The following is a 19872-nucleotide window of genomic DNA, read 5'->3' as shown; positions in this document are numbered from 1 at the left end:
GCTTCAGTAGCGGTCGCGGTTCCGGTCGTCATGCGTCGGGTAGTACTCGGCGAGCGCGGCGGCGATCTCGATGAATCGACGCCTCGTCGCGGCTGACATCTCGCCCGTGCGGTCGATCACGCCTCCCGGCCGCAGGTGCCCGTCGAACGGCACCTCGACGACGACCTGGCCCTGGCTCGAGAACTGTTGCGCCAGAATCGAACGCGTCCGCTTGTCGGCATGCCCGTCGGAGTCGTTGAGGACGATGACCGTGCGTTGCAGCAGAGCGGTGAGTCCGCGGGCGGCCAGCCAATCCAGTGTTTGGCCGGCGGCGGCTGCGCCGTCGACCCACGGTGAGGAGACCACGACCATCGCGTCGAGATCCCGCAGCACCTCCTGGGTGACCGGGGTGTCCATGGTGGAGCTGCAATCGACGATCGAGATCGTGAAGTACCGGTCCAGCCTCGAAGTCGCCTCCCGGTAGATCGCTGGATCAAGGACCCGTCGGCGCGCCGGCGTTCCCTCACCGGCCAGCACGAACAACCCGGCAGAATTGTTGCCGACGCGGGTGCGGATGTCGGCGAAGGTCTCGAGGTGCTGGTCGCCGGCCAGCTCCCAGTAGGAGCCCTGCGCCCTGGGGTCGACGCGGCTGCCGAGCTTCCCGAATGCGGTGTCGGCGTCGATGGCTACCACGCGGTCGTCCTGGCGAAGTTCGGCGAAGACCGAGCCGATGCTGGCCGACACCGTCGTCTTTCCGACGCCGCCCTTGCCCATCACGCCGACCTTGAAGTGCCCGCGAAGCCCGGATCTGATCTTGGCTTCGAGCTGGGCCTGCAGGATCTCGTCAGGACTCTGGCCCAGGTTCACCAAGCCGAACGTCGCCTTGAACAGCGCCAGACGCCATCCGCGACCCGGGGCGACGCGGCGCAACGGAACCAATTCGTCCGCCCGTATCCGCTCCGCGTACGAACCGCTCGGCGGCTGCCCCGTCTGGTGGTTGGGTGCGTATCCGCCAGGGGTCCATGGCTGGGTGGAGGGTTCCGGAGCTGGGCCCCCAGGGATCGGGGGACGCTGAGGGCGGGGCGGCTGACGCTCGGGCTGCTGATTCCACGGAGCGCTGTCACCCCGGACGGACGGCGGCAGCGGACCGGTGTCGCGTGGCGTCCCCGGCGGCGGACCGTACCGGGGAGGCGGTTGACGGAAGCTGCCGCCGGGTCGCTCGGGCTCCCTGAACTGCCGGGGAGCGCCCGCCTCTGCGGTCGGCACGATCGGCGGCCGGCCGACCTCAATCGTCGGCCCGGGGTCCTCGTCACGAGGGTCGGGCGCCGACGGGGGATTTGAAGGGGGGAGGTAGTCAACCGGTGGACGTGGCGGCACTGCCCGCGTGGGCGGGGAGGTCGGTTCCGGTTCGGCCGCTGACGGCTCGTAATCGGTTTCTTCGGGGCCAGTCCATCCGAGGTTTCTCCGCAATTCGTCATCGCGGTCAGTCACTGCGTGTCTCCTCCGGGAGGTCGGGTAACGCGGGTATGGCCCCTTCCCAGTATCAACCAAACCGCAGCGTGCTCTGCAGATGCGTCGGCCCCGGTGCGGGCCAACCGCGCTAGCAAACATGGCTATCCATCCAGCGATCCGCAGGTTAAGGCGCTTCCCGGGCGGCTCGGCGGCCGTCGCAGCCGCAGCGACTGGGCCCGCCGCTCTCGTTGTTTCGGCTGCGATCCGCGCTCGACACGGGCTGGTGCTGGGTCATCCGCGATTCGCTGAAAGGGCCTGGGGCCGCCTCCAAGTGGCGCTACCCACGTACCATTCATTGCTGAGAGAGCTGACCGGCAGGGGAGGCCGGGCCGTATTCAGGCCGAAAATTGGTGACATGACAGCGGACGCGGCGCTGGTACGCTTTCCGCAGCAAAAGGAAATGCGTGAAGGGTCAAATGGCATGCGTGTGGTTTGTGGCAAACCACCGGTGGAAGAAGAGTAGTGAACCCCATCGGCGAGCTCATCGAGGTGATCTCCCGACGGGCCGGTCCGGCACCGCAAAATGCGAAGTTGGGAGAAGGGGTCCATGTCGGGGGATGACTTGCGCGTGACGACCGCGCACCTCAACGAACTGACCGTCCAGCAGGTGCGGGCCGCAGCCGACACCAGATCAGCGACCGCCGCCACGGAGGGCCTCGACGCCGCCGTCCGAAGCACCCACGGGATCATTGCGTCGGCCACCGCCGGTGCCCTCAGCGCCGTGGTCGCAGCTCGCCGCTCGGCCGGGATGAAGGTCGCGACGATCTCCGACGACCTGGGCCACAAATTGACCGACGCCGCCCAGCGCTACGACCAGTCCGACGATGTGATGGGCCGCGCGCTGGACGGACAGGTGCGGCACCGATGAGCATGGACAGTGCGCAGTCAGCGCACCGCGACGCCACGCATATCGATGACGTCGTCGGCGTCGAGGTAACGATCGACGGGATGCTTGTCATCGCCGACCGCCTGGGCCACTCGGAGTTTCCAACGGCGTTGGGAATCAGGCTCAACATTCCCCAGCCGGAACTGCGCGACATCGTCTGGGAACAGGTGACGCGCGACCTGACAGGGCAGGGAGTGCTCGACGTGTTCGGCCAGCCGCATCCGGAGGTCGCCGCGATGGTCGACACCCTCAGCCGGTCCGACCGCACTCTCGAAGGACGTTGGTGGCGTCGCGACATCGGAGGCAAGATGATCCGATTCGTGGTGTGCCGCAAGGGAGATCGACACGTCGTCGCCGCGCGTGACGGTGACATGCTGGTCCTGCAGCGCGTCGCTCCGCAGGTTGGTTTGGCAGGCATGGTGAACACGGTGCTCGGGACCGCGAACGCTGCCGATGTCGAACCTCTGACCGGCGTCGCGAGCGAACTGGGAGAATGCCGGGACGCGAACCAGCTCCTGAAGTACGGCGTCGCACCAACTTCGGCGCGTGCATATGCCGACATCATCGCCAACCCGGCGAGCTGGGTGGAGATCACCGCGGTGGAACGTCATCCCGGTGGCACCTTCACAAACACGGATGTCGCGGCCGGTGTGCTCGACGCCCGGCAGGGCCGCATCGTGTCGATACCCCGCCGCGTGAACGGCGAGCTCTACGGCAGCTTTCTGCCGGGCAGCCCAGAAAACCTCCAACGCGCGCTGGATGGGTTGATCGAATTCTTGCCGTCTGGCAAGTGGTTCGAACAGAAAGACACCGAACCCAATGGAACCGAGTTGCAGTGAGGAAAGCAGTACATGGCGGCTGAAAATCAGCCATACGATCCCGACGAGCGCGACGACCTGGCCGCGCTCGACTTCACCCATCCGGCGAACTACGGGGATGAGAACCTTCCGGTGCCTGTGTTCACGGTGGCCAATCCGCCGGGCACCGTGACCGTCACCACCTTCATGGACGGCCGGGTCAAACAGATCGAGCTGTCGTCGAGGACAACGGAATTGACCGAGCCGGAGCTCGCCGATGAGATAGTGGTCATCGCGGGCCTGGCCACCCGGGAAGCGAAGTCGGCGCAGTACGCATTCATGCTCGAGGGCATGCGCGAGCAGGGCCACGACGACGCGGGTACCCGCGATTTCCTCGCCCGCGACCTCGATCTGCCGACACCCGAAGAGGCCCGGGCCGAGAGGGTGCACGTCTTCGCGACAAGGTATGCGGGTGAGCATGACTGACCACCTCACCAACCTGTTCGGCAGCGCGGTCGGGATGCTGCCCAGTTCCCCAGCGCGGTCATTAGAGATCTTCTCCGAGATCACGTCGATGGACGAAACCGCCTGCGACGCATGGGTGGGGCGGATCCGTTGCGGCGACAACGAACGGGTGACGCTGTTCCGAGCCTGGTACTCCCGCGCGAACTTCGGACAACTGGCCGGATCCGCCGAGATCTCGATGAACAGCGTCAACGCCAGGGTTCCGATCGGCGGTCAGTTCGGCGACATCACCTATCCGATCAACTCGCCGCTGGCCATCACCATGGGTTTCGCGGTCCACGAGGCCGCGGTCGGCAATTACGCCGATGCCATGGAGGCGTTGGAAGACGTTCCAGCCACTGGCGCAGAACATTTGGTGGCATGGGTGAAAGCGGTGATCTACGGCGCCGCCGGGCGCTGGACCGACGTCATCGACGAGGTCAAGGGTGCAGGCGCTTGGCCGGACAAGTTCCTCGCAGCCGCCGCCGGTGTCGCACATGGCGTCGCGGCGGCCAACCTTGGGTTGTTCACGGAGGCCGAGCGGCGGCTGACGGAGTCGAATTCGTCACCGGCCGGTGAGGCATGTGCGCCTGCCATCGCGTGGTACCTCGCGATGACGCGACGCGGCCAGGGCAACGAGGAGTCGGCGGTGGGACTCCTGGAGTGGCTGCAGGCGACCCACCCCGAGCCCAAAGTCGCTGCAGCATTGAAGGATCCGGGCTACCGGATAGTGACCACCACCGCCGAGAAGATCGCCTCGCGCAGGGATCCGTGGGATGCGGCCAGCGTCGAGGCCGACAATTCGGGTCGCGAGCGACTACTCGCCGAAGCGCAGGCCGAACTGGAGCGTCAGATCGGGCTGACCCGTGTCAAGGAGCAGATCGAGGCGTACCGCGCCGCCACACAGATGGCCAAGGTCCGTGCGGCGCGCGGCATGAAGGTCGCACAGGCGTCCAAGCACATGATCTTCGCCGGTCCGCCTGGTACCGGGAAGACGACGATCGCCCGCGTGGTGGCCAACATCCTGGCCGGGCTGGGCGTCATCGCCGAACCCAAGCTGGTCGAGTCGTCGCGCAAGGACTTCGTCGCCGAGTACGAAGGCCAGTCCTCAGTCAAAACCAGTCGGACCATTGACAACGCGATCGGCGGGGTGCTGTTCATCGATGAGGCGTACACCCTGGTGCAGGAGCGCGACGGACGTGCGGATCCGTTCGGCACCGAAGCGTTGGACACGCTGCTCGCCCGCATGGAAAACGATCGCGACCGGCTCGTGGTGATCATTGCGGGTTACAGCTCCGATATCGACCGGCTACTCGAGTCCAATGACGGCCTGCGCTCCCGCTTTGCGACCCGTATCGAATTCGACTCCTATCTGCCGAGCGAGATCGTCGACATTGCCAAAGTGATTGCGCAGGGCAATGATTCAGCGCTCGACGATGAGGCCGCCAAGCGCGTACTCGAAGCCGCCACGCTGCTGAGTCAGCGGACGCTCAACGGCAAGCCGGCACTGGACATTGCAGGTAACGGCCGTTACTCCCGCCAACTGGTGGAGGCCGGTGAACAGAACCGCGATATGCGACTGGCCCGGTCGGCGGACTTCGAGAGCCTCGGGGTCGATGAGTTGAGCCAGATCAACGGCGACGACATGGCGGCGGCGATCACCGCCGTTCACCGGCGACTGAGTATCGGCGAGTAGCGCATGGCGAACTTTCGGCTAACCACCAAGGTGCAGGTGAGCGGCTGGCGCTTCCTGCTCCGCAGGGTCGAGCACGCGATCGTGCGGCGCGACACGCGCATGTTCGACGACCCGCTGCAGTTCTACAGTCGCGCGGTGTTGGCAGGCATCGTCATCGCCGTGCTGATCTGCCTGGGCGCGGCGCTGCTGGCGTATTTCAAACCGCTAGGAAAACGTGGCAGTGACACACTTCTCGTCGACCGCACCACCAATCAGCTCTACGTCATGATTCCCGGCGCCGATCAGCTGAGGCCGGTCTACAACCTGACCTCGGCGCGCCTGGTGCTGGGCAACGCGGGCACTCCGGTTGCGGTGAAGTCCGACGAGTTGGACCGGATGCACAAGGGACAGCCGATCGGCATTCCCGGCGCTCCCTATGCAACGCCCGTCGGCGGGGCCAACTCGACGTGGACGCTGTGCGACACCGTGATGAAGCCCGAAAGTGTGGCACCCGAGGTCAGGACATCGGTGATCGTGCAGCCGCTGCAGGTCGATTCCTCGGTCGGCCCGATGCGCGCCGACGAGGGTGTGCTGGTGAGCTACGAGAAGGACAACTGGCTGGTGACCGAGACCGGTCGCCACGCCATCGACCTCTCGGACCGCGCAGTGACGTCGGCGGTGGGCATACCCGTCAACTCCAAGGCGACACCGATCTCGGAGGGACTCTTCAACGCGCTGCCCAACTCCGGGCCTCTGCTGCTACCGGCCATCGCTCGCTTCGGTGAACCGAATACCGTTGGCCTGCCGGCGAATCTCGTGATCGGCGCGGTGTTCACGGCGCTTACCGAGGACGGCGAACAACACTTTGTGGTGCTGCCGGACGGCGTGGCGCGGATCAACGGCACCACTGCGGCGGCCCTGCGCGCCACCAATTCCTTCGGGCTTGTCACACCGCCGCCCGTCGAAGCGAGCACGGTCGCGAGGATCACTGAGCAGGTGTTCGGCTCGCCGCTGCCGGATGAACCGTTGGAGATCCTGTTGCGTGACGAGGCGCCCACCCTGTGCTGGGCGTGGCAGCGTGAACCCGGCGATCAGGCACCGAAGACCACGGTGATCGCCGGTCGCCATCTACCGATCGCACCATCGGCGATGAACAGCGGGATCGACCAGATCGGTGGCGATGCAACCGTTTATCTCGACGGCGGCAAGTACATCCGACTGCAGTCTCCGGATCCCCGCTATGGCGAGAGTCTCTACTACATCGATCCGCAGGGTGTGCGCTACGGGTTGCCCGACGAGCAGACGGGTAGCACCATCGGCCTGAATGCACCGGTAACCGCACCGTGGCAGGTGGTCAGCCTGCTGGTCGACGGACCGGTGCTGTCCAAACAGGCGGCGCTGCTCGAGCACGACACCCTTCCGCCAAACCCCAACCCGCGCAGGGTCGAAGGCGGATCCAACGCGGGGGCGCAACCTGCGACGGTGAACAGCGGAGGTGGCGGATGACCACCAAGAAGTTCACCCCGATCATCAAGCGGGGGCCGCGTTTGACGCCGGGCGAGATCAATGTGACACCGCCTGATGACCTCGGTGTCGAGATCCCGCCGTCGGGCATGCAGAAGGCGCTGCCCTGGGTCATGGGCGGCTGCATGCTGGGCATGATCGCGATCATGATCTTCACCGGTATCCGGCAGCTGTCGCCCTACATGCTGATGATGCCGCTGATGATGGTGATGGGGACCGTGGGCTTCATGGCGGGGGGCGGCCCTGGCGGCAAGCGGGTGCCCGAGATCAACGCCGACCGTAAGGAATACCTGCGATACCTTGCGGGGCTTCGCACCCGGGTGACGTCGTCGGCATCGGCCCAGGTGACGTTCTTCAACTATCACGCCCCGCATCCCGACGATCTGCTCTCCATCATCGGGACCAATCGGCAATGGTCACGTCCGACCAACGCCGACTTCTTCTCGGCCGTCCGGATCGGTCTCGGCGCCGAGCCCGCCGTGGACCGCTTGCTGAAGCCCGCGGTCGGCGGTGAGCTGGCCGGGCCGCAGGGAGCTCCCCAACCGCACCTCGAACCCGTCAGCCATATGTGGGTCACAAAATTCCTGCGCACCCACGGGTTGATCCACGACTGCCCGAAACTGGTGCAGCTGCGTACCTTTCCGACCATCGCGGTCGGCGGCGATCCCGATGGGGCCGCGGGCTTACTCACGGCGATGATCTGCCATCTGGCGGTCTTCCATCCACCGGACCTGCTGCAGATTCGGGTGCTCACCGACAACCCGGAGGATCCGGATTGGGCCTGGCTCAAGTGGCTGCCCCACGTGCAGCACCAGACCGATACCGACGCCGCGGGCGCGACACGACTGGTGTTCACTCGTCCCGATGGATTGAGTGATCTGACGGCCCGCGGTCCCCACACCCCCGACGCCACCCCAGCGGGTCCATACGTCGTCGTCATCGATCTCTCGGGCGGCCGCGCGGGCTTCCCGGTCGACGGTCGGGCCGGCGTCACCGTGATCACGCTCGGAAACCACCGCGGATCGGCGTATCGCATCCGTGTCGATGCCGACGGCACCGCCGACGACCGGCTGCCCAATCAGGCCTTCCGGCTGGTGACTTCGATCGCTGACCGGATGACGCCGAATGAGGCGAGCCGCATCGCCCGCAAGCTCGCCGGTTGGTCGATTACCGGCACCATCATCGACAAGAGCGTGCGGGTGCAGAAGAAGGTCGCCACCGAATGGCACCAACTGGTCGGCGCGCAGACGATCGAGGAGGTGACACCCAATAGGTGGCGGATGTTCTCCGACACCGACCGTGACCGGCTGCGTATCCCGTTCGGCCACGAACTGAAGACCGGTGACATCATGCACCTCGACATCAAGGAGGGCGCGGAGTTCGGCGCGGGTCCGCACGGGATGCTCATCGGTACAACGGGTTCCGGCAAGTCGGAGTTCCTGCGCACGTTGATCCTGTCGCTGGCGGCGACGCACCATCCCGACCAGATCAACCTGCTGCTCACCGACTTCAAGGGCGGCTCGACGTTCCTGGGCATGGAGAAGCTGCCGCACACCGCCGCGGTGGTCACGAATATGGAGGAGGAGGCTGAACTCGTCAGCCGCATGGGCGAGGTGCTCACCGGCGAGTTGGACCGCAGGCAGTCCATCCTGCGGCAGGCCGGCCTACAGGTCGGCGCCGCGGGCGCGCTGTCCGGCGTCGCCGAGTACGAGAAGCACCGTGAACGAGGCGCCGAACTTCCCCCGCTACCCACGCTTTTCGTCGTCGTCGACGAGTTCGCCGAGTTGCTGCAGAACCACCCGGACTTCATCGGGCTGTTCGATCGCATTTGTCGGGTTGGCCGTTCGCTGCGGGTCCATCTGCTGCTCGCCACCCAGTCGCTCAACACCGGCGGCGTGCGCATCGACAAGCTGGAACCCAACCTCACCTACCGGATCGCGCTGCGAACCACGAGTTCGGCGGAATCCAAAGCGGTGATCGGAACGCCTGAGGCGCAATACATCACGAACAAAGAGAGTGGTGTCGGCTTCCTCCGCGTCGGTATGGAAGACCCCGTCAAATTCCACAGCGTGTACACCGGTGTCAACTATGTGCCGTCCGCACCCGTGCAGGACGACGGCGAAGCCAAGCCAAAGCCTCAGGGGTCGGACCAGATACGTATTCACCGGTTCACTGCGGCACCGATCTTCGATACGGCGGTGACATCGTGACGACCATCGAACCCGAACAGCGCGTTCTGCGGGAGGTGGTCCTCGACCAGTTGGCCACCGGCGGGACCCGTGCGTATCGGATGTGGTTGCCGCCGTTGGCCGATCCGACTCCGGTGAACGAACTCATCGAACGCGATCAACAACGGCAGCCCCTGCGTTTCGGGCTCGGCATCATGGACGAGCCGCGGCGGCACCGCCAGGAGGTATGGGGCGTCGACGTCGCGTCGGCCGGCGGCAACATCGCCGTCGGTGGCGCGCCGCAGACCGGCAAGTCCACTTTCCTGCAGACGCTGGTGCTCTCTGCGGCCGCGACGCACACGCCGCGAGAGGTGCAGTTCTACTGCATCGACCTCGGCGGTGGTGGGCTGATCTACCTCGAGGACCTGCCGCACGTCGGCGGCGTGGCGACGCGTTCGGAACCAGACAAGGTGAACCGCGTCGTCGCCGAGATGAAAGCCGTTCTGCGCCAACGGGAAGCATTGTTCAAGCAGCTGCGTGTGGGTTCGATGGCGGCTTACCGGCAGATGCGTGAAGATCCGAACCACCCCGCCGCCGTCGACCCGTTCGGCGATGTCTTCATGGTGATCGACGGCTGGCCTGCGTTCGTCGCGGAGTTTCCCGACCTCGAGCCCACGGTCCAGGACCTCGCCGGGCAGGGCCTGCAATTCGGCGTGCACTCGGTGATCTCGACGCCACGGTGGACCGAGCTGAAGTCCCGTATTCGCGATTACCTCGGCACCAAGATCGAGTTCCGGCTTGGCGATGTGAATGAGACTCAGGTCGACCGCATCACCCGCGAGATCCCGCAGAACCGGCCCGGTCGCGCCGTCTCATTGGAGAAGCACCACTTGATGATGGGGGTCCCCCGGCTCGACGGGGTGCACAGCGCCGACGATCTCGTCTCGGCGATGTCAGAGGCGGTGCAGACGATCAGCGCGCAGAACACCGAGCAGGCACCGAAGGTGCGAGTCCTGCCCGATCGCATTTACCTCCACGAGCTCGATCCGAACCCGCCCGGCCCGGACAGCGACTACCGCACGCGGTGGACGGTGCCGCTCGGCGTGCGCGAATCGGATCTGTCGGTGGCCTACAACTCCATGAACACGACACCGCACTTGCTGATCTTCGGTGCGCCCAAGTCGGGAAAGACGCGTATCGCGCATGCGGTCGCGCAGGCCATTTGCAAGCGCAGCAGCCCAGCCCAGGTGCGGTTCATGCTGGCCGATTTCCGATCGGGACTCCTTGACGCGGTGCCCCAGAGCCACCTGCTGGACGCGGGGGCGGTCAACCGCAACACCACGACGCTGGACGAGGCCATCAAGGCGCTCGCGTTCAATCTCAAACAACGGCTACCACCGCCCGACCTCACCACCGCGCAGCTGCGGGCGCGGTCCTGGTGGAAGGGCCCCGATGTCGTCCTGCTGGTCGACGACTGGCACATGATCGTCGCCGCGAGCGGCGTGGTGCCCCCGATGGCACCGCTGTTCCCGTTGCTGCCCGCCTCGGCGGACATCGGGCTGCACCTCATCGTGACGTGCCAGATGAGTCAGGCGCACCGGGCCACCATGGACAAGTTTGTGGGTGCTGCCTACGGCGCCGGTACACCCACGTTGTTCCTGTCCGGGGAGAAGCAGGACTTCCCGTCACGGGAGATCAAGGTGCAGCGCCGGCCCCCTGGCCAGGCCTTTCTCGTCACGCCAGACGCGAAAGAGGTCATCCAGGCGGCCTACGTTGATCCACCGGAAGAAGAAGTGTTCTGAGCACCCCTCAGACGTGGTTAATATGGACAAAGACGTCCTAGCAAACATGGTTTCGAGTGCCAGCGACGGGGTCCGGGGATGATTCCAGGCGCACTAGCTATGCCTGCTAGGAACTTCATAAGTGAATAACCAGGCTATTCATATCTATGTGAGGAGACGGCGCAAATGCAACCCATGGAACATAATCCAGGCGCAGTCGGGATCGGCGCACAGGTAGTCGCAAACGGAGTTCGGGGACTTGCCGCCGGGACCGTCGCCACCGCCGCGGTTACGGCGCTGGTGCCCGCGGGGGCAGACGAGGTTTCGGCCCAGGCAGCGGTGGTCTTCGCCAAGGAGGGCGTCGAGGCGTTGGCGCTGAATACGTTTGCTCAGGAAGAGCTTTCCCGCGCGGGTGCGGCGTACATGGAGATCGCAGGCATTTACGAAGCGGTCGACGGCGCCAACGCCACAAACTTCTGATATCTCGCTCACCGACTCCACAGGCGAGGAATCGATAAGCGATGTATTGGCATGGAATGCCGCCGGAGGTGAACACTGCGCGGCTCATGATGGGTGCCGGCCCGGCGCCCATGCTTCAAGCTGCGATGGGGTGGGAAGCACTGGCGATCTCCCTTGAGACTCAGGCCGACGAGTTGGCCGCGAGCCTCACTGCCCTGACATCGGTGTGGAGTGGTTCGGCGAGCGAGCATGCCGTTGCCTCGACGATGCCCATGGTGATCTGGCTGCGGACGGTTTCTGCCCAGGCGATGAAGCGCGCCCTGCAGGCAACGGCCCAGGCCAACGCCTACACCGCCGCGATGACGACCACCCCACCGCTAGTGGAGATCGAGCAGAACCACATCACTCACGGGATTCTCGAGGCCACCAACTTCTTCTGGGTCAATACCGTCCCGATCGCGTTGAACGAGGCTGACTACTTCATCCGGATGTGGAACCAGGCCGCTGGGGCGATGGACGTCTACCAGTCCGAGACCCTGCTGAACCTGATGTTCGAGATGATCGCAACGCCGAAGCCGATCGTCGTCCCCGGTGTCGGCGAAGGCGTCGTTGGGGCGGCAATCGGAGCTGCGGCGGCCATGGCGCCTGCGGCCGCGGTGCGCAACGCGGCGATCGCCACGGTCAGCGCGGTGTCGAAGATGGAATCCGTAAGGCTGAATGCCGGCAATGCGGCGTCGCAGGGAAATATGGCCGCCCAGCGCGCCGAAGGCCAGGCGCAGAAGGCGGACAACACCGCAACGCAGGCGGGCAATCAGGGCCAGATGCAGCAGGGCATGCAGATGGGCATGCAAATGGCCTCGCAGCTTGGATCGACGCTCGGACAGCTTCCCCAACAGGCCGGCCAGATGGTGATGCAGCCGATGCAGCAGCTGACACAGCCGCTGCAGCAGGTGACTTCGATGTTCAGCCAGATGGGCGGCATGGGAGGTGAGAAGGCCCAGATGGGCCTGATCGGTGCGAGTCCGCTTTCCAACCACCCGTTGGCAGGCGGCTCAGGCCCCGGCTCCGGAGCCGGGCTCGTCCGCGCGGCGTCGCTGCCCGGCGCAGGTGGCACGGCCCCACGAACCCCGTTGTTGGCCAACCTAATTGGTGAGACGAAGCCCTTGGTACCGACCGGTGCGGCCGCCGGAGCCGGCGGCATGGGCCTCGCGCCCGTCGGTGCAGGCGGGGGCGGCATGGGTCCGATGGGCGGCATGGGTCAGCGCGGTAAGAGCGGCGGGTCCAAGACCGGACTGACGGCGCCCGGCGTGCTGCCTCAGGACCTGGGCGAAGACGAGGACGACGACTGGTGACGGACTCATCGCGCCCATCACATACTTCCCGGCCAACTGGCCGGAAAGACTCGCCATCACATGGTGAGGACACAGGAAGAGAGAAAGAGTATCCAGCATGGCAATGAATACAGACGTTGCTGTCCTCGCCAAGGAGGCAGCGAACTTTGGACGGATCTCCGGTGAGCTCACGGTGGTCATCGCGCAGGTCGAGGCAACCGCAGGTGCGCTCGCCGGCCAGATGGTCGGCCAGGCCGGCACCGCAGCTCAGCAGGCACTGCTCCGCTTCCAGGAGGCGGCCGCACAGCAGACCAAGCAACTCGATGACATCTCGGCCAACATCCACACGGGTGGCGTCCAGTACACGACTACCGACGATGACCAGGCCAGCGCCTTCTCGTCGTCGATGAACATCAACCACTAGTCCGCCAAATCGACTCAAGACAAGGAGAATTCAATGACTGAACAGGTATGGAACTTCGCGGGAATCGAGGGTGGAGCCGGTGAAATCGGCTCGGCCGTCCAGCGGACCGATTCTCTGCTCGATGAAGGTAAGGCCTCGCTCGCGGCGCTGGCCTCCGTGTGGGGTGGCACCGGTTCGGATGCCTACCAGGCCGTGCAGATGCGGTGGGACGCTACCTCTGCCGAGCTCAACTCGGCCCTGCTGAATCTCGCGCACACCGTTGGTAACGCCGGCCAGTCGATGGCGCAGACCGAAGCCGGCGTCACCGGAATGTTCTGATCGTTCGATGGTGCGCGCAGGTGGGCGGATCGCCCCAGGCGGACTCCGCCCACCGCGTGCGTCTCGGCATTCAACAATTAGGGGTACTCATGTCGGCTGACTATGACCGGCTTTTCCACTCTCCAGGCGATGCAGTGCAGACCGCAGACGACGACGCGGATCGCGACACCGTCGCCACAGGTGTGATGTCCACCAGCGGGCCCGGCCGTAGCGAAGTGACGCCGCCTCCAATGCCTGTCGCTTCCAACAAGACCCAGGCTGCACCGGCGCCGCCGCCGCGTCAGTCTGAGGTCACGACTCAGATGCCGCCGACCCGCGCAGCCGCTCCGCAGCGTCAACAGCCCAACGGCATGATGAGGACGCCGATGTCCACGGGACCGGCCGGTGCACGTTACGAGCAGCAGCGGTCGGCGCCGACGCCGTCGCCGCGGCCCGCACCGGCGCCCTCGCCCTCGCAGCACTTCGCCGAGACGCAGTCGGAGTCGGAATCGGTTCGCCAAGCGGGACAGCCCGCGCCGACGTCGGCCGCGACGATCGGCAACCACCGCGCCATCGACGCGCTGGCGCACGTCGGTGTGAAGTCCGCCATCAAGATGCCGTCGGCGCGCGGCTGGCGGCACCTGCTGTACGTCTTGACGCGCATCAACCTAGGACCGTCACCCGACGAGCTCTACGAAATGGAACTGCACACCCGGATCCGCCGAAATGCCAGGGACTCCTACCAAATCGGGGTCTTCGGCCTCAAGGGTGGCGTCGGCAAGACCGCCATTACGGTTGCCCTCGGCTCCGCGTTGAGCAAGGTGCGCGGTGACCGGATCCTGGCCATCGACGCCGATCCGGACGGCGGCAACCTGGCCGACCGTGCGGGCCGCCAGTCGGCGGCGACGATCGGCGATCTGCTCTCGGACAAGGAACTGGCGCGGTACAACGACATTCGCGCGTACACGAGCATGAATGGCGCGAACCTCGAAGTCCTGTCTTCCGAGGACTACAGCGGCGCGCGTCGCGAGTTCAACGACGAGGACTGGAAGGGCGCGACGGGCATCGTGTCGCGCTACTACAACCTGGTGCTGGCCGACTGCGGAGCAGGGCTCTTCCAGCCCGCCGCGCGCGGTGTGCTTTCCACGGTCTCCGGACTGGTGATCGTGGCGAGTGCGTCGATCGATGGAGCGCGTCAGGCCGCGATCACGATGGACTGGTTGCGCCAGAACGGGTATCAAGATCTGCTGGGCCGTTCGTGCGTGGTGATCAATCACGTCGTGCCGGGCAAGCCGAACATCGACATCGAGGATCTGGTGCAGCAGTTCGAGCGCCATGTGCCGCCGGGCCGAGTGATCGTGCTGCCTTATGACAAGCACATCGCAGCCGGCACCGAGATCCAGATCGACCTGCTCGCCAAGGACTTCCGCCGGCGGATCATCGAATTGGCCGCGGGGTTGTCCGATGACTTCGACAGGCTCGAACGCCGTTGACCTCCACCGCCGCCGCAGCACCAGCGTCGTCGGGCGTCACCCCCGGCCGGCCGTCGACCACGCGAGTGACGATCCTGACCGGGCGGCGAATGACCGACCTGGTGCTGCCTGCGTCGGCGCCGATCGAGACGTACATCGATGAGACGGTGTCGGTGTTGTCCGAATTGCATGAGGACACCCCGAAGGACGTGCTCGCCGGGTTCGACTTCTCGGCGCAGGGAGTGTGGGCTTTCGCGCGACCGGGCGCCCCACCGCTGAGGTTCAGTGAATCGCTGGACGACGCCGGCGTGGTCGACGGGTCCTTGCTGACGCTGGTCTCCGTCAGCCGGACCGAGCGTTACCGTCCGCTGGTCGAGGATGTGATCGACGCGATCGCGGTTCTCGACGAGTCGCCGGAGTTCGACCGCTCAGCGTTGAATCGTTTTGTCGGTCTGGCGATTCCGTTCGCTGCGCTGGCGACGACGTTGATGTCGATGGTGGCCTGGTCGCAGAGCGGTCACGGCTGGTGGTGGGCCGTGGCGCTCGCCGTGCTCGGCTTGGGTCTTCTGGGCGGCAGCATGGTGGCGACGAATCGCTACCGGAACATCGACATGTCGGAGAGCCTGCTGGTCGCGGCGATGCCGACGCTGGCCGGTGCGGCGGCGCTCACCGTTCCGCTTCCGCTCGGCTACGACTCACTCGGCGCACCGCAGGCCGCGGGCGCCGCGGCGGTGGTGCTGTTGCTGACGCTGGCCACGCGGGGCGGGCCACGCAAAAGAGCTGAGCTGGCTTCGTTTTTCGCGGTCACCTCGATCGCGGCCACTGCGGCGGCGGTGGCCTTCGGCTATGGCTGGCAGTACTGGGTGCCCGCCGGCGCGCTCGCGTTCGGTCTGATCGTGGTGACCAACGCGGCCAAACTGACTGTGGCAGTGGCGAGGATCGCACTGCCACCGATCCCGGCGCCCGGCGAGACCGTGGGCAGCGAGGAACTTCTCGACCCGGTTGCCACGCCGGTCGGCGACGAATCGCCGACCTGGCAGGCGATCATCGAGTCGGTGCCGGACTCCGCGGTACGGCTGCACGAACGCAGCCAGTTGGCGCGACGATTGCTGATCGGCTTCGTGACCGCGGGTGCGCTCGTCCTGGCCATTGGTGCGATCACCGTTGTCGTGCAAGGACATTTCTTCATTCACAGCATGATCGTCGCCGGTCTTGTCACGTCGATCTGCGGCTTCCGGTCGCGTCTGTACGCCGAGCGTTGGTGCGCCTGGGCGTTGCTGGCAGCGGTGGTCGTCATCCCGACGGGCTTGATGGTGAAGCTAGCGCTGTGGTCTCCCGACCGTGCGTGGTTGGTGCTGGGCTTGTATGTGGCGCTCGGTATCGTCGCGTTGATCGTCGTCGGAGCGGCCAGCAGCGTGCAACGGGTGTCGCCGGTGACCAAGCGAATCCTCGAGCTGCTTGACGGCGCGGCGATTGCGGCGATCATCCCGCTGTTGCTGTGGATCGCCAGCGTTTACGATCTGCTGCGCAACCTGCGGTTCTGATTGCGACGGGAGTGGGCGCCATGAGCGGCGAGATATTCGAACTGAATCCGGATGCGATCCGGAGCGCGACAAAGGCTTTCGGTGAGGCGGCCGACGCGTTGAGCCGCATTCAGGCCGGGGAGCCGGTCGGAGATGCGGCCGCGGGGGTGGGCCTGCTGCTGACCGCTGAATCTTGTCGCAATGCACAAACGGGCATTACCGCAGCGTTCGCAGCCGCGGTTCATGGCGTGCGCAGCTACGGCGACACTCTTGATGCCGCGGCGCAGACATATGGCGCCGGGGACGTGTCGGCTGCCGACGCTATCGGGAACGTCGACATCCCTGGCTGACGCTGCCGCTACGGCGGCGGCACACCCGAGCCGGCCGTAAAGGCACTGTGAAAAGCGGACATCCCGTCGCCAAACCCCTTGTCGGAGATGTAGTCCTGCAAATCGAGAAAGTACGTGCGCAGCGTGTTCTTCGAGAACTTGCTCTCGACCTCGGCCGGTGACATCAGCCTGCCGTCGTGCACGTACTTGCTGACCTTCGCCGCGTTGGGGTCCGCTGGAACCAGGATCGCCGCGACCCGCACCGCCATCGCGCTGGTCGCTTCGCCAGCCGCGGGTGTCGGAATATCGCTGCCCGCCAACGTGACGGCACCGTACGCGGCACCCAAGAGTGAACCCGCCGCGCTGAGATCGGCAACCGACTCGTCGCTGTCCGGCGGGGCTGCCGCTGCGTCGACCTCGTACTGCTCGGCCGCCGAGTGTGTCGCCTCGATGCCTGTGCGCCCTGCCTCGGGGTCGGCAAGGAAGACCGACAACAGGTTTCGCAAAGCCAACGAATCGTTCGTGACCCGTGCGCGGACCGAATCGAATGCGCGCTGCTGGCCTCCGACCAGTTCACCAATGTGAGGAGCCAGAGCGGTGGCGTAGCTGCGGATGAGAAGGGGATTGAGTTGTGCCGCCGAGACTTTCGAAAGACCGAGGAAGCCGGAATCCAGAGCCGCCAGAGCATTGTAGTTCGCCATGAGGTATTCGGCGAGGACCGCGGCGGCCTGCGCCGTCTGTGACTCGTCACCACCCTGACTGATCCAGGTGAAGCGGACCGCGGCGGCCGCGCCGTCGTCGTCCCATTCGTACGTCGTCACCTTTTTGAGGACGTCGTCGCCCGCATCACTGGTGAGCTCGGTGACCATCTCCGAGGGAGAGTCCGGCGGAAGTGCGGGAGCTGAATTGCTACAGGCGGACACTGCAATCAGCGCCGCCGCCAGGACGCTGAGGATACTCGTCGAGCTTGTCATCCGGTCGGAGCCTAGGCGCCGGCGCCCCACTCGTCGAATGCGGGGAAGTTGCCGGCGGTCGCACTGTCGATGCTGTCGTACGACTTGAGTAGCTTCTGGATCAGCAGCGTGTAAGCCTGCGGAAAGCTGCGGAAGGCCGCGGAAAGGTTCGGTGGGGCAGCCGTGACACCGTCGTCGGAGACCTGCCAACCCTGGCCCTGCAACTGACCGACCAAGTCCAACAGTGCAGTACGCGCCGAGCTCAGCTGACCGCCGCCGGCGGACAGCACCGCTTGCAAGGTCTGCAACTTGTCGCGCAGCTCTTCCTGGCTGGCGAGATTCTGTTCGCCGCGGACGAGGGCCTCGTCGGCAGCCGGCCCTGACCAACCTTCGCGCAGCTTGTTGACCGAATCGCGCTGCGTCGCGATCAGATTGTCGAGCTGCGCCGCCTGTGTGCCTACCTCGGCGGCTGCGGTGACCAGTCGTTCTGGCTGCGACGCCGCAACAGCTGAGATGGAAGTGGTCACGAACTCATTATCCCGCGTCTGCGGCGCGACATTTGCAGTTCTTCGGACGTGGGCTAAATGGTCGTCGCCCTCGCCCCGCCGATCCCGTGCTCATAGGGCATAGGCGAGGTCAGGCGGGACATTTCTGGTCAAGCGTCGCCAAGGTGGTGTCGAAGTCCTTACCCAACTGCGAGTAATCCCGAATGTAAGACGGAGGGGGAGAAGTGTGGTCGGCAGCGGCCTCGTCTGCGAGGAACCGCTCAGAAAATGCCACCGCCTGGTCAGCCAGGTTCGCCAGATTGCCAGCGGGTTCGGCAAGCGCCGGATCTCGGACTTGTTCTGCCAGATGGTGCAATTGCGACGCCCAGGCCCGGACCTCCTCGTTGGTCGTTTGTATACCACTGGAGGTGGCAGATTCGACGTGCTCGTTGAAGGCGTTGTTATGGGCAATCATCGATCGCACGGTGTCGCAATCTGAGGGACGTTTCGAGATGACGAGCGCTACAAGAACGGCGACGGCGACGGCCGCTACCATGCCCACTGCAATGAGCAGCTTGCCTCGTGTCACCGTGGTCTCGTCATCACCGGCGGTGCAGGGGGGAGACCGCTCATACCACCCAACGGAACGCCGCCCTGATAGGTGAACTGCCCTCCGCAGCCATCGGGAAGGTAGTAGGTCGTGGCCGTGTTCCGTGCCGTCAACGTCGCGATCTCGTTCAGCCCGATGGGCTTCCACTCGTAGTCGATGTGCGGGGGCGACAGCAGCCCTGCAAGGTCACCGTCCTTGCCCTTCACGGATACCTCTCCGCCGAAGAGCGTCTGGGTGTTCCGTTGGTACTCATAGACGTTCTGAACCCAGCGCTCCTGCTGCCAGCGCCCGTCCTCGTGAACCATCCGCGTGTACGCCGTTGCTTCGCGGCCCGCAATCCGAAATCGGTACTGCTCCTGGTACTGCGCATAGGGTGCGTCAGCGACCCAATTTTTGCCTGGCGTGTACCAGCCTGTCGTCCCGCCTGTCTTCAGCGGCGTCCCTTCGGGGAACGGGTGGTACCGGCGGGTCAACGGCGGGGGTGTTAGCCCGGTGTGGGGCGGCGCGATCACACGTTCCCAGTAGCCGAACCGTTGATCGCCGATGAACGGATTCGCGGGATCGATTGGGTGACCCGGAACGAATGGCGGGGGCTCCTCGGGAGTATCCAATTTGTAGTCGACGCCGTGGAAGACCGGGAGTTCGTTGGAACCGGTCGTGCTGTCGAGTCGGTGGTTCTCCAACGCTTGGTATTCCTCGCCGAGGCGGCGGATTCTCTCGCCGATCGCATTGGATTCGGTGTCGGATCGCTGGACGATCTCTTGAAGCTGCGCCAGGCCTGTCTGGGCGATCGCAATCATCATACGTTCACCCGCTTCGATCTCGGGTACTGCGGCGGCCGCAGCGATAACCCGTTGCCGAACGGCTTCGAGATCGCGCCGACCGGATTCGACAACTTGCGCGGACAGATCGATCTCAGAGGCTAGGCGCTGGTCGAGCGTCGCGAGGTGTCCAATCATTCGGCGCTGCTTGGCATTGGCTTCGTCGTAGCTGGTGGCGGCGGAACCGGACCACTGCGGTCCGGGCGCAGCCGTTTCGAGGCTGGCCACCACCTGGCGGAGGCTGCCGCTGTTGTCATACTGCGCGCCGCCTACGGGCGCGCCCTCTCCGAATGCGCGCCGCGTGTGCGACCACGAAGTCAAGAATGCGTCGATGGCGGTCAT

General features: G+C 65.4%; 19 protein-coding genes. 14 read left to right on the top strand and 5 right to left on the bottom strand.

Going from position 1 to position 19872, the window contains the following annotated elements; genetic code table 11:
- Positions 1-3 precede the first annotated feature (3 nt).
- Positions 4-1470 carry a MinD/ParA family ATP-binding protein gene (locus CSQ99_RS18605; protein WP_099040478.1) on the bottom strand — a complete coding sequence of 489 codons (1467 nt, stop codon included), beginning with the start codon at positions 1468-1470 and terminating at the stop codon, positions 4-6.
- 568 nt (positions 1471-2038) lie between these two features.
- Between CSQ99_RS18605 and CSQ99_RS18600 the strand changes: the two genes are divergently transcribed.
- The 14 genes from CSQ99_RS18600 to CSQ99_RS18535 all read left to right on the top strand — a co-directional run bounded on the left by CSQ99_RS18600 (position 2039) and on the right by CSQ99_RS18535 (position 16682).
- On the top strand, positions 2039-2359 hold the full coding sequence (locus tag CSQ99_RS18600; protein ID WP_099040477.1) for an ESX-1 secretion-associated protein: 321 nt from the start codon (positions 2039-2041) through the stop codon (positions 2357-2359).
- Positions 2356-3216, top strand: a complete 861-nt coding sequence (locus CSQ99_RS18595) for an ESX secretion-associated protein EspG (RefSeq protein WP_176561085.1) — start codon at positions 2356-2358, stop codon at positions 3214-3216. Before CSQ99_RS18600 ends, CSQ99_RS18595 begins: the two co-directional genes overlap by 4 nt.
- 12 nt (positions 3217-3228) lie before the next feature.
- Positions 3229-3660, top strand: a complete 432-nt coding sequence (locus tag CSQ99_RS18590) for a secretion protein EspD (protein WP_099040475.1) — start codon at positions 3229-3231, stop codon at positions 3658-3660.
- Positions 3653-5374 carry a type VII secretion AAA-ATPase EccA gene (gene eccA / locus CSQ99_RS18585; RefSeq protein WP_099040474.1) on the top strand — a complete coding sequence of 574 codons (1722 nt, stop codon included), beginning with the start codon at positions 3653-3655 and terminating at the stop codon, positions 5372-5374. Before CSQ99_RS18590 ends, eccA begins: the two co-directional genes overlap by 8 nt.
- 3 nt (positions 5375-5377) lie before the next feature.
- The gene (gene eccB / locus CSQ99_RS18580) at positions 5378-6859 is read left to right on the top strand and encodes a type VII secretion protein EccB (RefSeq protein ID WP_099040473.1); all 1482 of its coding nucleotides are present in this window, start codon (positions 5378-5380) and stop codon (positions 6857-6859) included.
- Complete coding sequence (eccCa, locus tag CSQ99_RS18575; RefSeq protein ID WP_099040472.1) at positions 6856-9087, top strand: type VII secretion protein EccCa; 2232 nt, start codon at positions 6856-6858, stop codon at positions 9085-9087. Before eccB ends, eccCa begins: the two co-directional genes overlap by 4 nt.
- Complete coding sequence (eccCb, locus tag CSQ99_RS18570) at positions 9084-10847, top strand: type VII secretion protein EccCb (RefSeq protein ID WP_099040471.1); 1764 nt, start codon at positions 9084-9086, stop codon at positions 10845-10847. The genes eccCa and eccCb overlap by 4 nt, the downstream gene beginning before the upstream one ends.
- Positions 10848-11012: 165 nt before the next feature.
- Positions 11013-11306, top strand: coding sequence for a PE family protein (locus CSQ99_RS18565; RefSeq protein ID WP_099040470.1), 294 nt, complete (start codon positions 11013-11015; stop codon positions 11304-11306).
- A 41-nt stretch (positions 11307-11347) separates the two neighbouring features.
- Positions 11348-12637 carry a PPE family protein gene (locus CSQ99_RS18560; RefSeq protein WP_099040469.1) on the top strand — a complete coding sequence of 430 codons (1290 nt, stop codon included), beginning with the start codon at positions 11348-11350 and terminating at the stop codon, positions 12635-12637.
- A gap of 97 nt (positions 12638-12734) precedes the next feature.
- Positions 12735-13040 carry a WXG100 family type VII secretion target gene (locus CSQ99_RS18555; RefSeq protein ID WP_099040468.1) on the top strand — a complete coding sequence of 102 codons (306 nt, stop codon included), beginning with the start codon at positions 12735-12737 and terminating at the stop codon, positions 13038-13040.
- A 33-nt stretch (positions 13041-13073) separates the two neighbouring features.
- Positions 13074-13358 carry a WXG100 family type VII secretion target gene (locus tag CSQ99_RS18550; RefSeq protein WP_099040467.1) on the top strand — a complete coding sequence of 95 codons (285 nt, stop codon included), beginning with the start codon at positions 13074-13076 and terminating at the stop codon, positions 13356-13358.
- Positions 13359-13447: 89 nt separating this feature from the next.
- Positions 13448-14830: a MinD/ParA family ATP-binding protein gene (locus CSQ99_RS18545; RefSeq protein WP_099040466.1), complete on the top strand. Its 1383-nt coding sequence runs from the start codon at positions 13448-13450 to the stop codon at positions 14828-14830.
- Positions 14827-16353, top strand: coding sequence for a type VII secretion integral membrane protein EccD (gene eccD, locus CSQ99_RS18540; RefSeq protein WP_099040465.1), 1527 nt, complete (start codon positions 14827-14829; stop codon positions 16351-16353). Before CSQ99_RS18545 ends, eccD begins: the two co-directional genes overlap by 4 nt.
- 20 nt (positions 16354-16373) lie before the next feature.
- Positions 16374-16682 (top strand): type VII secretion target, encoded by a 309-nt coding sequence (locus tag CSQ99_RS18535; RefSeq protein WP_099040464.1) that lies wholly within the window; start codon positions 16374-16376, stop codon positions 16680-16682.
- 8 nt (positions 16683-16690) lie between these two features.
- On the opposite strand, the gene CSQ99_RS18530 is transcribed toward CSQ99_RS18535, so the two are convergent.
- From CSQ99_RS18530 to CSQ99_RS18515, 4 genes are all read right to left on the bottom strand, one after another.
- Positions 16691-17635, bottom strand: a complete 945-nt coding sequence (locus CSQ99_RS18530; RefSeq protein WP_141562697.1) for a hypothetical protein — start codon at positions 17633-17635, stop codon at positions 16691-16693.
- Positions 17636-17646: 11 nt separating this feature from the next.
- Positions 17647-18141: a WXG100 family type VII secretion target gene (locus CSQ99_RS18525; RefSeq protein WP_099040462.1), complete on the bottom strand. Its 495-nt coding sequence runs from the start codon at positions 18139-18141 to the stop codon at positions 17647-17649.
- Between the two features lie 109 nt (positions 18142-18250).
- Positions 18251-18688 carry a hypothetical protein gene (locus CSQ99_RS18520; protein WP_099040461.1) on the bottom strand — a complete coding sequence of 146 codons (438 nt, stop codon included), beginning with the start codon at positions 18686-18688 and terminating at the stop codon, positions 18251-18253.
- Positions 18685-19872: an EspA/EspE family type VII secretion system effector gene (locus CSQ99_RS18515; protein WP_141562696.1), complete on the bottom strand. Its 1188-nt coding sequence runs from the start codon at positions 19870-19872 to the stop codon at positions 18685-18687. Before CSQ99_RS18515 ends, CSQ99_RS18520 begins: the two co-directional genes overlap by 4 nt.

It is taken from the genome of Mycobacterium neglectum, assembly GCF_002591975.1.
GTDB classification, from domain to species: domain Bacteria; phylum Actinomycetota; class Actinomycetes; order Mycobacteriales; family Mycobacteriaceae; genus Mycobacterium; species Mycobacterium neglectum.
This window is presented reverse-complemented; position numbering and strand designations above follow the sequence as displayed.